Source organism: Arthrobacter sp. B2a2-09, assembly GCF_027587375.1.
GTDB lineage: Bacteria > Actinomycetota > Actinomycetes > Actinomycetales > Micrococcaceae > Arthrobacter.
Map to the genome: position 1 here is coordinate 65173 of NZ_JAMXIC010000021.1, position 15712 is coordinate 80884.

Annotated in this window: 13 protein-coding genes, 1 tRNA gene and 1 pseudogene; 5 read left to right on the top strand and 10 right to left on the bottom strand. The window is 62.9% G+C overall.

What is annotated here, in order from left to right; genetic code table 11:
• Positions 1–434 precede the first annotated feature (434 nt).
• The 3 genes from NFJ07_RS19260 (at position 435) to NFJ07_RS26075 (ending at position 2945) form a co-directional block, all read left to right on the top strand.
• A complete protein-coding gene (locus tag NFJ07_RS19260; RefSeq protein WP_269996863.1) occupies positions 435–1193 on the top strand; it encodes a DUF5677 domain-containing protein in 759 nt (252 codons plus the stop codon).
• A 473-nt stretch (positions 1194–1666) separates the two neighbouring features.
• Positions 1667–2599 carry an HNH endonuclease signature motif containing protein gene (locus tag NFJ07_RS19265; RefSeq protein WP_269996865.1) on the top strand — a complete coding sequence of 311 codons (933 nt, stop codon included), beginning with the start codon at positions 1667–1669 and terminating at the stop codon, positions 2597–2599.
• Positions 2600–2720: 121 nt separating this feature from the next.
• Complete coding sequence (locus NFJ07_RS26075; protein WP_442865373.1) at positions 2721–2945, top strand: tyrosine-type recombinase/integrase; 225 nt, start codon at positions 2721–2723, stop codon at positions 2943–2945.
• Positions 2946–3433: 488 nt separating this feature from the next.
• On the opposite strand, the gene NFJ07_RS19270 is transcribed toward NFJ07_RS26075, so the two are convergent.
• The 10 genes and pseudogenes from NFJ07_RS19270 to NFJ07_RS19315 form a co-directional block, all read right to left on the bottom strand.
• Positions 3434–3510: transfer RNA gene (locus NFJ07_RS19270), tRNA-Pro, on the bottom strand.
• A gap of 127 nt (positions 3511–3637) precedes the next feature.
• Positions 3638–5188: a ribosome biogenesis GTPase Der gene (der, locus tag NFJ07_RS19275; protein ID WP_269996867.1), complete on the bottom strand. Its 1551-nt coding sequence runs from the start codon at positions 5186–5188 to the stop codon at positions 3638–3640.
• A 10-nt stretch (positions 5189–5198) separates the two neighbouring features.
• Positions 5199–5897: pseudogene (locus tag NFJ07_RS19280) on the bottom strand (lysophospholipid acyltransferase family protein).
• Between the two features lie 25 nt (positions 5898–5922).
• Positions 5923–6636: a (d)CMP kinase gene (gene cmk, locus NFJ07_RS19285; RefSeq protein ID WP_269996869.1), complete on the bottom strand. Its 714-nt coding sequence runs from the start codon at positions 6634–6636 to the stop codon at positions 5923–5925.
• Positions 6636–7742 carry a prephenate dehydrogenase gene (locus NFJ07_RS19290; RefSeq protein WP_269996871.1) on the bottom strand — a complete coding sequence of 369 codons (1107 nt, stop codon included), beginning with the start codon at positions 7740–7742 and terminating at the stop codon, positions 6636–6638. The genes cmk and NFJ07_RS19290 overlap by 1 nt, the downstream gene beginning before the upstream one ends.
• 3 nt (positions 7743–7745) lie before the next feature.
• Positions 7746–9011 carry a pseudouridine synthase gene (locus NFJ07_RS19295; protein ID WP_269996873.1) on the bottom strand — a complete coding sequence of 422 codons (1266 nt, stop codon included), beginning with the start codon at positions 9009–9011 and terminating at the stop codon, positions 7746–7748.
• Between the two features lie 165 nt (positions 9012–9176).
• Positions 9177–9842: an SMC-Scp complex subunit ScpB gene (gene scpB / locus NFJ07_RS19300; protein ID WP_269996874.1), complete on the bottom strand. Its 666-nt coding sequence runs from the start codon at positions 9840–9842 to the stop codon at positions 9177–9179.
• Positions 9839–10699: a segregation and condensation protein A gene (locus tag NFJ07_RS19305; protein ID WP_269996876.1), complete on the bottom strand. Its 861-nt coding sequence runs from the start codon at positions 10697–10699 to the stop codon at positions 9839–9841. The genes scpB and NFJ07_RS19305 overlap by 4 nt, the downstream gene beginning before the upstream one ends.
• Before the next feature lie 5 nt (positions 10700–10704).
• The gene (locus tag NFJ07_RS19310; protein WP_184738910.1) at positions 10705–11604 is read right to left on the bottom strand and encodes a ParA family protein; all 900 of its coding nucleotides are present in this window, start codon (positions 11602–11604) and stop codon (positions 10705–10707) included.
• A gap of 246 nt (positions 11605–11850) precedes the next feature.
• On the bottom strand, positions 11851–13176 hold the full coding sequence (locus tag NFJ07_RS19315; protein ID WP_269996879.1) for a cation:dicarboxylate symporter family transporter: 1326 nt from the start codon (positions 13174–13176) through the stop codon (positions 11851–11853).
• A gap of 152 nt (positions 13177–13328) precedes the next feature.
• Between NFJ07_RS19315 and NFJ07_RS19320 the strand changes: the two genes are divergently transcribed.
• Both NFJ07_RS19320 and NFJ07_RS19325 read left to right on the top strand, forming a co-directional pair.
• A complete protein-coding gene (locus NFJ07_RS19320) occupies positions 13329–14996 on the top strand; it encodes a sensor histidine kinase (protein WP_269996881.1) in 1668 nt (555 codons plus the stop codon).
• On the top strand, positions 14993–15706 hold the full coding sequence (locus NFJ07_RS19325) for a response regulator (protein WP_269996884.1): 714 nt from the start codon (positions 14993–14995) through the stop codon (positions 15704–15706). Before NFJ07_RS19320 ends, NFJ07_RS19325 begins: the two co-directional genes overlap by 4 nt.
• Positions 15707–15712 lie beyond the last annotated feature (6 nt).

Consider the following 15712-nt stretch of genomic DNA (forward strand, 5'->3'; position numbering starts at 1 on the left):
GGAATGACCTCTGACGCGCATACGCCCCGTACCTATGTGCCACCCTCGTGGCCCCCGCGCAACTTTTGTCTGCCTGCGGTGGCAGACTCTGGCTTGTGGAGGAAGAGAAGTTCTGGCAGCTGCCACGTTCGCCTGCTCCTACGCCTGTAGTGGTGCCTGTGGATCCTGCGGCCTTGGAAGGTGCGACGAGGGCTAAAGAGCCGCTGCCTGTGTTCGTGATGCTGGATTATGAGAACGGCCAAAGCCATGAGGTGCCGGCCTTCTCGTACGGGTGGACTAGGGTACACGTGCTGGTGTCGGTGCCCTGGCCGATGGAGTACTACGAGGGCCGCAAAGAGGTCTGGGTGGAAGCATCCAGGGTGGGGCGCCGGACAATCGACCCCAGGGTGCGTTGACCAGTCGGGCTTGGCGCTTGCCGCCCCTAGTATCATCTAATGGACGCACAGAGGCGGAAGCTGTTCCGGCGCATATTCTTCGACCTGAAATCAATCTGGCTCCACGGGCCACAACCAACTTCCCTGCAAATAGGCGAGGTCAATCCCGAGGAATTCAACACTTGGTCGTCGATTGCGCTTGCCTGGGGCTGGACGGCTAGAGTGGCCCGCTCAAGTGAAGCGGCTATTCGCTTGTCAGACGACGGATTCGACGAGGAGGCAGTCCCACTGCTCCGTTCCGCCACGGAGCATGCGATGTGGTTGTGGTGGATCAGTAAGGACGGCGGCAAAGTGGTGGAAACCCTTCAACGGAAGCAAGCCGCGAGCCTTCAAACCCTAATGAAAGCCCAAGAGATCGGCTGGACGCTGGACCCTCCAACTCTGGCCACTATTGAAGAAATCATCGCGCAGGCTTCGGAGCGACACAAAGAACTCGACAACTTTGGCCGCCTCTCGCATCTCGCGAAGAGATACCCGGAAGATCTCGGAAACCTGTATCAGGGCTGGCTAATCGAAACGCAGGTTTCGCATCCCACCATCCAGAGCAGCAGCGGATACTTTGAGGCAATTCCTGATAGCCATCCCGACGGACCCGGCTTCAGGCTGACGCACAGGTCCAGCTCCCAGCAGAACAACACTGCTGCCAAGTCGGTTATCGCGTTCCATGTTGCGCTGACCGCATTCTCTGCGGTGGCAGGGTTGGATGATTATTACTCGCCCAAGCTGAAAAGGATTGATGATCGGGTCGGCCAGTTATGACTAACATCCTCTCTTCGAATCGGGGCCGGTAGAGTTGGCGCACAATCAGGTCTCAGACGGAGGAAACATGGGTGCAAATCTGCTGTTCAAGTGTCCTATCAAGGGTTGCGAGCACGAAGAGGGCTTCCGTCTGGGGATGGGGCAGGAAGACGATCCCACGGCCCACGCTGCATGCCTTCAGAAACTTCGGGAGGAGCATCTCACTCACGTCGTCCGGGTTGCTGAGTAGGAGAGACCCGCGATAAATGACAAGGCACCTGGCAAATTTCACATTGGCGATGCATTCTCCGTGGACCTGATCAACGAGGCAGACTGCCCATCCGCGGGTACCAGAATCGGCTTTCCAGCCGCCTGCATCCTCGATACCGGGCACGACGGCCAGCAATGTCGCAGTCGGCTTCGAGGGAGCCGTCGTCGAGGTGTGGGACTAACTCGGTCTTTCGGGCCGCACCTTCACTGCTACGCTCGCCCGTGTGGATAGAGACTACCTTCCTGCGGAAATCAAAAGGGCTGTCAGGCAACGCTGCGGATTCGGCTGCGTCCTGTGCGGGTCTCCCGTGTTCGACTACGAGCACATCGAAGGATACGGGAAAACCGGACATGATCCGGACAAGATGACTCTGCTGTGCCCGATGCACCACCGGGAGAAGACAGCGAAACGCCTTCCAGTCGCACGAGTGCGCAAGGCCAACAACAACCCCTTCAATAAAGCTCGCAACTTGGGCTCGCGGCATCCGTTGTATTTTGACGGAAGCTCGCTCACAGTGGCTCTGGGTACCCTAAAGGTTGAATGGGCGGACTATGCGCCCAAGGCTTCGGCGATTGAGGTGGATGGCGAGCCCGTCATCCACGTGGCGTTCGTCGACGGTTCGATTTCCCTTGACCTCCTTGTGCGTGACGCCGACAACCGTCCCCTCCTGGTGGTTCGTGATGGCGAGCTTAGGCACGCCGTTTCCACATGGGACGTCGCATTCGAGGGGAGGACTCTTATCGTGAGGCGTGCTCTCGGGGACGTCGTGCTTCGGATTAGGCTGATGCCTCCTGATCGGATTGTTATCGAACGCGCAGAGATTTGGTGTCGCGGCGTCCTGATCCGGATTGGAAAAGCTTGTCAGCAGGGCGGTGGCATCGAGGTCGCAAACAGTGGGTTTGCCCTTCACAACGGAACTGTTAAAGGCAATCGACTGCTGCTTGCTGTCGGGGACTATCTGGGTTATGAAGGCCAGCTACTGACAAACGCTATACCGCAGAGGTGGTTAGGCGGCGTGCCAGCCAAGCCGGGAACCTTTTCTAAAAAGGGTGGAGGGCAAAGGGTGAATTACACGAACCCCGAATTCCTTGATGATTGCCTTGCCTTTGCAAGGAACGGCTTCTTGGCCGATGCGCTGTGGGGTGTGACCCGTTAAGGCAGAGAAGCTGTACAGGCATGCGTCCCCCGTGCCGGGACGCATAGCCAGCACGCGATGGCCCTCCACAGTCTGTCTCTAGAGGGCCATCTTTTGGTTCAGTTCTCCGCCACACACCGTCATATGGGAGCCCGCACAGGTCGGAGCCTTCCTGGATGTCGCCTCTGAGCACCGGCTCGGCGCCCTGTTCGAACTCGCCATGTTTACCGGCATGCGCCGAGGCGAACTGCTAGGCCTACGGTGGACAGACATCGACCTGCCCAAACGAGTCATCACAGTTCGGAACAAGAGGGTTCAAACTGCTGGCAGGATCCTGGACCAGGGCACGAAGACTGGACACGGGTGAGCGATACGTTGACCTAGACGATCGTTGGACCGGGGCGCTGATCGGCTGGCAGATCCAACAGGCCGCGAAACGGAAAATCGGTCAGGAGGCCTATGAGGCGTCCGGGTATGTGTTCACCATGGAAGACGGACGCCCGCTGAAACCGCGGTACGCGACCAAACTCTTTGAGAGCCTCCGCGTATAGGCGGGCCTGCCGAAGCTGACGTTCCACGGCCAACGCCACGAATACGCCTCACTGATGGTCGCCGCTGAGGTAGACATCGCCGTCGTGTCCAAGCGGCTGGGTCACAGCTAGATCAGCATCACGTCAGATATCTACGGACACCTGATCGGTTCCGCATCACGCAATGCAGCCGAGAATGCCGCTGCATTGGTACCGGCGAAAAAGCCGCTGCACCCACTGCACTCAAAAGCCCCAATTTCGACTTGAGGGCAAAGGAAAACCGCCCCACCACCGAGATACTTCCCAGTGATAGAGCGGTTTTCATTGGTCGGGCTGACAGGATTTGAACCTGCGACCCCTTGACCCCCAGTCAAGTGCGCTACCAAGCTGCGCTACAGCCCGTCAGTCCTGCCGTTCTCCGCCTAGATTTTCACCTAAGCAGTCCGGCCGAACCACCTCAAAAAGCTTACACGATGTTCGAGGTTCTCAATGACACCTTGGCGGGTGTCATCTGTGATGCGCGTCTCAATTAGCGCTTCTTGCCGCGCTTTTCACGGACGCGCATGTTGACCTCGATCGGCGTGCCGTCAAATCCAAAGGTTTCGCGCAGGCGGCGAGTGATGAATCGGCGGTATCCGGGGTCCAGGAAGCCCGTGGTGAACAGCACGAACTTCGGCGGACGGCTGGATGCCTGGGTGCCGAACAGAATGCGGGGCTGCTTGCCGCCGCGGACCGGGTGCGGGTGGGCAGCCACGAGCTCGCCCAGGAACGCGTTGAGGCGTCCCGTGGGGATGCGCTTGTCCCAGCTCTCCAAGGCGAGGTCCAGCGCGGGCACCAGACGGTCCTTGTGCCAGCCGGTCTTGGCGGAGATGTTGACGCGCGGAGCCCATTCAACGTGTGCCAGGTCCTGCTCGATTTCACGCTCAAGGTAACGGCGACGTTCGTCGTCGAGCAGGTCCCACTTGTTGAACGCGAGGACCAGCGCGCGGCCGGACTCAATGGCGAGCTGCAGGATGCGGACGTCCTGTTCGCTGAGCACCTCGTCCACGGCCAGGAGCACGACGGCGACCTCCGCCTTTTCGAGCGCGGCCTGCGTACGCAGGGAAGCGTAGAAGTCTGCGCCCTGTGCCATGTGCTGGCGGCGTCGAATGCCTGCGGTGTCCACGAAGCGCCAGGTGCGGTCGCCGAGTTCGATGAACTCGTCGACGGGGTCGCGGGTAGTCCCGGCGAGGGTATCAACGACGACGCGTTCGGAGCCGGCCAGCTTGTTCAGCAAGGAAGACTTGCCGACGTTCGGACGGCCGATGAGGGCGATGCGGCGAGGTCCGCCCGAACGCTCAACGCCTTCCACCGTGGAAAACTCCGGCAAGGTGTCCATGACGTGGTCCAGGAGGTCGGCAACGCCGCGGCCATGGAGGGCGGACACCGGGTACGGCTCGCCGAAGCCAAGGCCCCAAAGCGCAGCCGAGTCGGCTTCCTGCGCAAAGTCATCGACCTTGTTGGCCACCATGATGACCGGCTTCTTGGACTTGCGCAGCATCTTCATGACGCCCTCGTCCGTGGCAGTAGCACCGACGGCGGAGTCCACCACGAAGAGCACGGCGTCAGCAAGCTCCACGGCCATCTCGGCCTGCTCGGCGACCCGGGCGTGAATGCCCCTGGCGTCATGCTCCCAGCCACCGGTGTCCACCAGCGTGAAGTTGCGGCCGTTCCAGTGTGCCGAGTACATGACACGGTCACGGGTAACGCCCGGGGTGTCCTCGACAACGGCCTCGCGGCGCCCGAGGATGCGGTTCACCAGCGTGGACTTGCCGACGTTGGGGCGGCCAATGATGGCCAGGACCGGGTCAAGCTTGAGGGGACCGTCTTCGCCTTCGTCGTCGTACAGCCCGCTCAGCAGGGCGGCGTCGTCCTCGTCGAGGTCATAGTCTTCCAGGCCTGCCCGGAGGGAGGCTGCGCGGAGTTCGGCTTCGTCGTCGTCCAGGGCGGCGAGGTTTTCAGCCACCTGGTCGGTGCCGGTGGGCGTGTATTCGTCGTCGCCGGCTCCGATGTTGCCGGATTTGTGAGTCGTATCGCTCATTGCACTTTCCTTAGTGGTGATCTGCCGGCGTCCCGGCTACTTCTTCTTGGCGGTGCTGCATTGGCTGTGGGCCGGTGCATTAGTCTCCCGGAAGGGACTGACCGGTGGTCTTGACGGCATCCTGGACGTGTCCAGCCAGCGCAGCGCGGATCTCCGCGGCCGCCCTGTCCATTGAAACACGCCCCGACTCGCCATTTCTGCGGGTCACATTGAAGGGGGCTCCGAAACTGACCTGCAGCCGGCGGCGCAGTCTCGGAATGGAATCACGGTGTTCGTCTCCGATCCGCGTTCCAAGGATGGCCACGGGAATCACCGTGGCCCCGGACATCAGCGCGAGCCATGCGACGCCGTTGCCGATGCTGCCGGCGGCGCCGCTCCCCCGCGTCCCTTCAGGGAGAATTCCCACGCAACGGCCGGCGTCGAGCACTTGTTTTCCGAGCTGAAGCGCAGCGCGGCCACCGGAGCGGTCGATGGAGATCTGCCCCGAGGCACGAAGCACCCTTCCCAGGAAACCCTTGAACATCTCCTTCTTGACCAGGATGTGCATGGGTCGTGGAGCCGCGCCAAACATCACCGGCCCGTCCAGGAAGCTGAGGTGGTTACCCGCGAAAATGACCGGTCCGGACTTGGGAACGTTGGAGCGCCCGGTGATCGCGGTCCGGTACAGGACATGATCCAACAGCCAGCCGACAGGCCTGCTCCAGATCATGGTCCAGCGCGCCGGGAGTCGGGTTTCAGTCACCGTAGATGACCTTGCCCACAATACTCAGTGCCGTTTCGACCGTTTCTTCGAAGTCCAGGTCCGAGGAATCCAGGGTCACGACGCCGTCGGCCGCTTGGGTGAAATTCACCACAGTGGAGTCCTTGGCATCGCGGTGGATCACTTGGGCGGCGAGCTGCTCTTGGCTCTGCGTTCCGCCCAATTGGAGGCCGCGGCGCCGCAGCCGGGCTTCCTCGCTGGCGGTCAGCAGCATACGGACCTCCGCGTTGGGCGCGACGACGGTGGTGATGTCCCGTCCCTCCACCACCATGCGGCGGTGGTGCTGTTCGATCAGCTGGCGCTGGCGACGAATCAATTCGTTGCGGGCACCCAGGGTGGTTGCCACCGCGCTGACGGACGAGGAGATCCTGGGCTCACGGATTTCCTCCGAGATGTCTACTCCGGCAACACTGACGTATTCGGCGTTGGCGCTGGTGCTAAGTTCCAGCGGCAGGTCCTTTGAGGCTTGTTCGACGGCGGCACCGTCGGCGAGGTCGATGCCGGTCTTGAGGCAGTACCAGGTCAAAGCACGGTACATCGCACCCGTGTCGAGATAGGCGAGCTTCAAGCGCCGGGCAACTTCCTTGCTGACGCTGGACTTGCCGGATCCGGACGGGCCGTCGATGGCGACAACGAGCGGCTTGCCCGGACGTACTACGGTCTCCGGGCCGAAAAGGTCACGTGTCATTACTGGAGTACCCGCCATCCACGGTCGGTCAAGGCTTCAACAAGGAGGTCATGCTTGTTGGGCATGACGGAAAGTTCCACCATGCCAACGTTCTGCCCGGACGAGTGATCCAGGCGGAGGTCTTCGACGTTGACGCCGATCTCACCGATCTCCGTCAACAGCCTGGCGATCTGCCCGGGCCGGTCGTCTACCAGAACTGTAAGCCATGAATATGCCTGCGGGGGTCCGCCATGCTTTCCCGGGATCCTGGCCTGCCCGGCATTGCCCTCGCTGATGAGCTGGGCAAGGTCCAGCCGGGCACCGGGGGCCGTGGGATCCTCCAAGGTACCGATCAAACGGTTGAGGTCTTCACGGACACCGTGAAGGATATCCACCATCCTGGCCGCATTGTTGCCAAGGATCTGCACCCAAAGGGTGGGATCGCTGGCGGCAATCCTCGTGGTGTCCCGCAGCCCGTTGCCGGCCAGGGACAGCGCATGAAGCGGTGTCCCCTGCAAACGGCTGGCGAGAAGCGAAGACATCACCTGGGGCAAGTGCGATACCAAGGCAACGGCTTCATCGTGTTCCTCCGCCGTGAACTGGGAGACTATTGCCCCCAGGTCGCCGGCAAGGGAACGTGCAGTCTGAAGCGCATCGGCGTTGGTCTCGTCGGACGGGCAAAGCACCCAAGGCATGGAGGTGAAGAGCTCGCCGCGGGCAGCGACGGGCCCCGATTTCTCGCGCCCCGCCATCGGGTGCGTCCCGACGTAGCGGGACATGTCCACTCCACGGCCCCGGAGATCGGCCTGGATTGCCAGCTTGACGCTGGCAATGTCCACCACAATGGCCTCCGGGTATTCACCGAGGGCACGCTCGACGACGTCGGCCGTCACATCCGGTGGCGCCGCGACGACAACCAGCTGGGGTGGGTTCTCAAGCTCGGACAGAGGCCTGCCCGCACCGATATCCACGGCCACAGCCTGGTTGGTTGGCGACGGGTCCGAAAGGAACACGGAGACACCCCGGCCACGCAGGCCGAGACCGATGCTGGCTCCGAGCAGGCCGGTGCCGAAAACGACCACCGGGCCGTCAAGATGGCCCCGGCCGTGCGAGTGGAATGCCGACATGCCTTACAGTCCTACGGAGGCCAGGAGGTGTCCGACTTCCTGCTTGCCGAGGTTGCGGATGCTGCCCTGGCGCTGGTCGCCCAGGCCGATGGGACCGATCTTCACACGTACGAGACGCAGCACAGGGAACCCCACGGCTTCGAACAAACGGCGAACAATACGGTTCTTGCCGGAGTGCAGCACAACCTCGATCAGCACGTGGCCCGGAGTGGAATCCACCAGCTTGAAGGAGTCGACGGAGGCGATGCCGTCTTCGAGCTCGATGCCTTCCTTCAGCTTCGCGCCGACGCCCTGCGGGAACGGACCACGAACCTGTACCAGGTACGTCTTGGGCACCTCATAGGAGGGGTGCGTCAAGCGGTTGGCAAGTTCGCCGTCGTTGGTCAGCAGCAGCAGGCCCTCGGTGGCGACGTCAAGACGGCCGACGTGGAAGAGACGCTCGCCCTTGTTCTTGGCGGACTTGAGGAAGTCGCTGATGCAGGGACGGCCTTCGGGATCTTCCATGGTGGAGACGACACCCTTGGGCTTGTTGAACACCATGTAGAGCATGGTGTCATCGAGCTGGATGCGAATGCCGTCGACATGGATCACGGCGGTCGCGGGGTCCACGCGCATGCCAAGCTCGGTGGTGAGCTGGCCGTTGACCTCGACGCGGCCTTCCTCGATCATTTCCTCGCAGACGCGGCGGGAAGCCACGCCGGCCTGGGCCATGACCTTCTGCAGGCGCACGCCATCGGCGTCGTGCTGCTCGGACTGGGCCACCTCGCCGCGGCGGCCGCGGGGCTTGCGGATCGGGCCAAGGTTCTGGCCGAAGCGCTCACTGCCGAAGGCACGGGAAGCGTACTGTTTCTTGTTGCTGGTCTTGGGCTTCAATGCGCCTGGCGTACCGGGAGCCTTGCCGAAGCCGGGCTTGTTGGAGCCTGGCTTGCGGGGGGCCTTTGCCGGCCTGGCACCTTGGCGGGTGGCGTCTTCACGACGCTCGTAGCCTCCGGCCGAGGTGGGGTTGTCCGGATCGAAGGGGCGCTCTTCACGCGGACGAGTGGGCTTGAAGGGGCGTTCTCCGCCCGGGGAGAAGCTGCGCTTGCTGCCTCCGGAGGCGCCGCCGGCACGGCTTGCGCCACCCTTGCCGGCACCAAAGCCGCTGCCTCCTGCGCGGCCGGCACTGCTGCGGCCGGCGCCGCTGCGGCCTGAGTCTTGCGACTCGTTGCGTCCGGAACCGTTTCGTCCCGAACTATTACGTGGTGAACCCTGGCGTCCCGCCTGTGTCATGACCCGTCCTTTTGTTATGGTGGCCGGCTTGTTCTTTCTCAACATTAGCCAGCCGGACAGAGGATATCTGCCCTGTGTGAAATCTGCCCGCTACTAGCCGGGCGTTCGTAGATCCTTGCAATATTGAGTTGTTATGCCTTGCCTGCGGCCGCGGGTTTCCCGCGACTACATGCGTTCGGCGTCGAAGAACTCCTCGATGCCCTCCAGCCCCGGAAGGTGGGGGGACAATTGAGGCAGTTCCGCCACCGAGCCAATGCCCATGCGCTCGAGGAAGTACGAGGTGGTCCGGTAAAGGATGGCCCCCGATTCAGGATCGGTACCTGAGTCCTCGATCAGCCCGCGTTGGACAAGGGTCCTGACGACTGAATCGACATTGACGCCGCGGATGGCCGACACCCTCGCCCTGGAAACCGGCTGCCGGTACGCGATGACCGCCATGGTTTCAAGGGCTGCCTGCGTCAGCCGCGCGGTCTGGCCTTCGAGAACGAACCTGCCCACGACGTCGGCAAAATCCGCGCGCGAATAGATCCGCCACCCTCCGGCAACGTTCCGCAACTCAAAACCCCGGGGTGCAGCGCTGGCACTTGCATCAGTGTGCAAGTCATCAGCGTCCCTGCCCGGGGCTTTAACAGTATAGCCGCTATACTCCTGCCGCAGTCCCTCCAGCAAATCCTCGACGACGGCGACCGTCACGTGGAGCCCGGCGGCGAGCTCTTCCGCGGTGGCCGGTTCGTCGATCACCATCAGGACGGCTTCCAGGGCCGCGCGGACGCCACCCGGTAGGGCTTCAAGCCCAGCGAGGCCGTCCCCGCCTGTTTCCTGCTCGCTCACAGCGGCTCCTCCCCTTCGTTGATCTGGTCGTACTCGTCGCTCAAATTGTCGCTGCTCCAGCCTTCGGGGCGCCCGGTCCAGCGGACGGTCAGTTCGGCGAGCGGACCCGACTGCTCAAACGCCACCACACGGTCGCGGAACAGCTCCAGAAGTGCCAGGAACCGGACCACGACAACAAGCGTGGACTCGGCGTCGGCAATCAGTGCCCTGAAGGATTGTGGCTGGCCGCGCTGCAGGCGGTACCCGATAATCTCGGCTTGTTCCCTGACGCTGACGGGTGTTCCGTGAAGGTGGTCGAGCCCGACTTCCTCGGGCGTGTTGTCCTTCGGCGCCAGGGTTTTGGCCGCCAGCGCGGCGAATTGCTCAGGCGTATGGCGCCAAATCAGCTCCGGCAACATTGCCGCGAAATGCCCTTCCAGGGCAACCTGCCGCGGGAAACGCCTGGCTTCGGACTCCAAGGTACCGGACATGATCGCGGCCACCTGTTTGAAAGCCTTGTACTGCAGGAGCCGGGCGAAGAGAAGATCCCGGGCTTCCAGCAAGGCAATGTCCTCGGCATCTTCGACTTCGCCCGCGGGCAGGAGCCTCGCGGCTTTGAGGTCCAGGAGCGTCGCGGCGATGACCAGGAATTCGCTGGCTTCGTCGAGCGCCCAGTCCTCCCCCAGTTCCTGCAAGCGCCGGATGTACTTGATGAACTCATCCGTGACGGTGGCCAGCGCAACTTCAGTGATGTCCAGTTTGTGCTTGGAGATCAGGCCGAGCAGGAGATCGAAGGGGCCGGTGAAGTTCGCCAGCCTGACCTCAAAGCCGGCCTTTCGTCCAACGGGAGCGGCTTCAGGAGTGAGTGGCTCTGCCACGCGGGCTAGGGTGCGCCGCCGCGCGAAATCAGTTCCTTGGCCAAGCGGCGGTAGGCGTCGGCACCGATGTGGTTTCCGGCATAGCTGGTGATGGGCTCTGCTGCAACCGTGGCATCGGCGAACTTGATGGAACGCTTAATGACGGTTTCGAAGACCTTGTCCCCGAACGCCTCCACGAGCCTCGAAATGACTTCGCGGCTGTGCAGCGTGCGGGCGTCGTACATCGTCGCGAGCACGCCGTCCACCTGCAGGCGCGGGTTCAGCCGGTCCTGGACCTTTTCGATCGTCTCGACGAGCAGTGCCACCGCGCGGAGGGCGAAGAATTCGCAGATCAGCGGGATGATGACGCCGTGCGCAGCCGTCAGGGCATTGACCGTCAGGAGGCCCAGGGACGGCTGGCAGTCGATGAGCACGACGTCGTAGTCGTCCTCGACGCTCTTGAGCGCGCGGTCCAGCACTTGCTCGCGGGCTACCTCGTTGACCAGCTGGACCTCAGCGGCGGAAAGGTCGATGTTTGCTGGAAGGAGGTCGATGCCTTCGACGCCGGTCTGCTGGATGGCGTCGCGGATGTCCACTTTGCGGTCCATCAGGACGTTGTAGACAGTGAGATCGAGTTCGTGCGGGTTCGCGCCCAGGCCAGCGGAAAGAGCACCCTGCGGATCGAAGTCAACGAGCAGGACGCGCCGGCCGAATTCTGCGAGCGCAGCAGCGAGGTTGATGGTTGACGTGGTCTTGCCCACGCCACCCTTCTGGTTGACCATGGCGATTACCCGGGCCGGGCCATGGGAGGCCAGTGGTGCGGGCTCAGGGAAGTCGCGGTACGGGCGGCCAGTGGGCCCCATGACGGCGTCTTCCAGATCGAAATCCGTGCCCTCCAGCGTAGTTGCTCCCCGTTCGCTGCTCACGTATTTATCCACTCTCTCCACGACGGTCATTTCCTGCGGCTGTCTCCAGCACCAGCACTGCTCCCCACCTAGGCTACAGCGCCCGACACGGCATTTTGCGGAACTTGACATTGCCCGCAATTTGAGCCTTTACCTTCTAGCTGAGGTAGAAGGTTGAGACTTCGTGCCAATAAAACGAAAGCAAGGCAGGTCCCGATTACCGGTTCCTGCCTTGCCTGCGCGGATGATTCTAAACAGTGTTCTGGACTAAACGGCCACGGCCTCTTTCACCTCGGGTTCAGCGTGGTGGCTGATCATGGTCAGCTCGTCGAACGGCTTTGAGCCGGACAGGACGTTAGTGACCTGGTTGCGGTCGATTTCCTTGACCCAGGTACCGATCAACACGGTGGCGACGGCGTTGCCCGTGAAGTTGGTGAGGGCACGGGCTTCCGACATGAAGCGGTCGATCCCGACGATCATGCCGACGCCGCCGAGCAGTTCGGGCCGGTGTGCCTGCAGGCCTGCTGCGAGGGTGGCCAGGCCGGCACCGGAAACGCCGGCTGCTCCCTTGGACGCAATGATCATGAAGACCAGCAGCGATACCTGCGCACCGAGGTCCAGCGGAATACCCATGGCATTGGCGACGAACAGCGAGGCCATGGTCAGGTAGATGGCAGTTCCATCCAGGTTGAAGGAGTAACCGGTAGGCACGGTGACACCAACAACGGGCTTGGAAACACCGAGGTGCTCCATCTTGGCGATGAGCCTGGGCAGGGCGGCCTCGGAGGATGAGGTGGAGAAGATGAGCAGGTACTCGCGGGCCAGGTACTTCATCAGCTGGAAGATGCTGACGCCGGCAACAACCCGCAGCAAGGTGCCGAGCACCACCACGATGAACAGCGCGCAAGTGATGTAGAAGGCGACCATCAGGGTGACCATGCCGAAGATGGCCTTCACACCGGTGGCACCGACCACTGCGGCGATCGCGCCGAAGGCGCCGACGGGTGCCAGCCACATGATCATGATGAGGATGCGGAAGACGAGTGCCTGCCCGTGCTGGATGGCCTTGAGCACCGGCTGGCCCTGCGAGCCCATGCGCTGCAACGCGAAGCCCACCAAGATGGCGGCCAGGAGAGTCGGCAAGACGGGAATGTCTCCGGGGATGATGCCCAGCAGGAAATCGGCAGTGCTGTTCGAGGCGGTGGGGGTGTTGGGGTTGTACGGGATCAGCTTCAGGCCCTCGCCGGGGTGGATGAGGTTGCCTACTACCAAACCGATGGCGAGCGCGAAGGTGGACATCACCAGGAAGTAGATGAGTGCGAGGCCGCCAACCTTGCCAACGGTGGCTGCCTTGGCGATCGATCCGATGCCCAGGACGATGGTGCAGAAGATGACCGGGGCGATCATCATCTTGATGAGCTTGATGAAGCCGTCACCCAGTGGCTTGAGGGATTTGCCGACTTCAGGAAAAAGCAGGCCGACGACGGCGCCCAGCACAACTGCGGCGATCACGGCGATGTAGAGGTAATGCGACTTGTCCAGCCCCTTGCGCCCGGCCTTCGCGGGTGCAATCTCTCCTCTTTGAGAGGTCATGGCTTTGCTCCTTATAGATACTCTGGAAAGCGCCGTGGTTCCTGCAAAATGTCCCTGCGTCGCTCTGCTGTGATATCCATCATTGGGCGCCGCGTGACATGTATCACGGTTGCGTTCATATTGGTCACAGGATTGCCCGCGGAAAGGAGCACGTGATCCGACGCTGGAGCATTGCCCGAAGACTCTTTGTGGCGAATCTGCTGTCCGTCCTGGCGCTCACCGCCATCGTGGGCACGGCGGCCTTCCTTGATGCCAGGGACCGGGCCTACAACGACGCCGGCCAGCGCATGCAGGCGGTGGCCGCCGCGATCGCAGCAAATCCCCTAGTGCTTCAGGCAGCCGGCACGCCTAATCCATCCTCCAGCCTGCAGCCATACGCCCAGGTGGTGACGGCCAATGCCCACGCCGATTTCATCACCATCATGGCGCCGGACCGGACTCGCTGGACACATCCGAATCCCGACGAAATCGGCAAACCCTACATCGGCACCATCGATCCTGCCCTCCACGGACAAACCTTCACCGAAGTCACAGCAGGCACTCTCGGCCCATCGGTGCGCACGATCGTTCCGGTGAAGGATTCATCCGGAACAGTCCGGGCCCTGGTCGCCGCGGGTGTCACGGTGCGGACGGTGGACGTCGCGGTGTCAGCGCGGCTCACGGCGATCATCGGTGTTTCCTTGGCCATGCTCGCTGGAGGTTCACTGGCCTCCTGGCTGCTTGGCCGATATCTGCGTTCGGTCACCCGGGGCTGGGGACCCGAGCAATTGGCGCAGTTGTTCGCGTATTACGAGTCCGTCCTGCATTCGGTCCGCGAAGGCGTGGTGCTGATCGACACCGGTGGCAGGGTGGTCATGTACAACGACCAGGCCGCGGAGCTGCTGGGACTGGAACGGTCCGACGTCGATCCCGCCGCAGGAGCCGCACCGCGCCTTTCGGATCTGCCCCTGGAGCCCAGCCTCCACGGGCTCTTCGAGTCCGGCCGGACGGCGCACGACGAAATCCACCTCACAGGATCCCGGATCCTGGTGGTGAACCAGGCGCCCGCCGTAGGCCCGCCGGGGATGAGGGGCCGGCAGCGACCTGCCGTGTTCGGGACCGTAGCCACGCTCCGGGACAGGACGGAAATCGAGTCCTTGGGCAGCGAACTCGAAACCATGAAGACCCTGTCCGACGCCTTGAGGGCCCAAACCCATGAGCACGCCAACCGGCTGCACACCATCGTGTCCCTCATGGAGCTCGGGCGTACCACCGACGCCTTGGAATTTGCCACCAAGGACCTCGAACTGAGTCAACAGCTGACCGACCACCTCGTGGCATCGGTGGACGAGCCTGTCCTGAGTGCGCTCATCATGGGGAAGTCGGCCGAAGCGCACGAACGCGGAGCGGAGCTAACGGTCACGGTGTCCGGCGGGGACGGCCTCCATGGCTTGGCCGTCCAGGACCTGGTGACGATTTTGGGAAACCTTCTGGACAACGCCCTCGACGCCGCCGCCGCCGCTCCCCCGCCGCGGAAAGTGGAACTGGGCATCGAATCCGGATCGGAAGGAACCACCTTCACGGTGGTCGATTCCGGCCACGGCATCGATCCCGGCATTGTGGATGACGTCTGGCAGTACGGATACAGCACCAAGGCAGCCGGGATCGGACAGGCCGGGCAGCCCGGGGCTCCTTCCCGTGGCGTGGGCCTGGCCCTGGTGCGGCAAGCGGTGCAGCGGCTTGGCGGTACGCTGTCCATCAGCGAATCCACGAGCGACTTGGGCGGTGCGTTCTTCCGCGTGGCGCTCCCCGCGCCGGACTCCAGGAAAGAAGCCGAATGAGCGAAATCCGCGTTCTCGTTGTCGAGGACGAACCCATCGCCGCCGATGCCCATGGCGTCTACGTCGGCCGAATCGACGGCTTCACCGTCGCGGGTACGGCCCCGGACGGACAATCGGCCCTGCGGCTACTCAACGAATTCGCCGTTGCCGGGCAGCCAGTGGACCTCGTCCTGCTGGACATGAACCTGCCGGATCTTCACGGGCTGGACGTTGCCCGCCGAATGCGCGCTTCGGGACTCCTTGCGGACATCATCGCCATCACCGCCGTCAGGGAAGTGAACATTGTCCGGAGCGCAGTCTCGATCGGCGTGGTGCAGTACCTCATCAAGCCGTTCACGTTCGCAACGTTCGCGGACAAACTCGCCAGCTACCGCACCTTCCGTGAGCAACTTGCCGCCCCGGCGTCGGGCGCCCGGGCGAGTGGAGCCTCGCAAAGCGATGTGGACCAGGCGTTTGCGAGTCTCCGCGCACCCACCGAAGTCCCGCTGCCCAAGGGCCTTTCCGCCCATAGCCTGGAGTCCGTCAAAGACCTCCTGGCGGGCCTTGGCCGGGCCGTGTCCGCAAGCGAGGCAACCGTGGCCCTTGGGATGTCCCGGGTCACCGTGCGCCGCTATCTCGAGTACCTGGCCGACGCCGGGATGGTCACCAGGAATGCGCGATACGGCACCCCCGGACGGCCGGAGAACGAGTATCGCTGGAATCGGAGTTAGCCCACC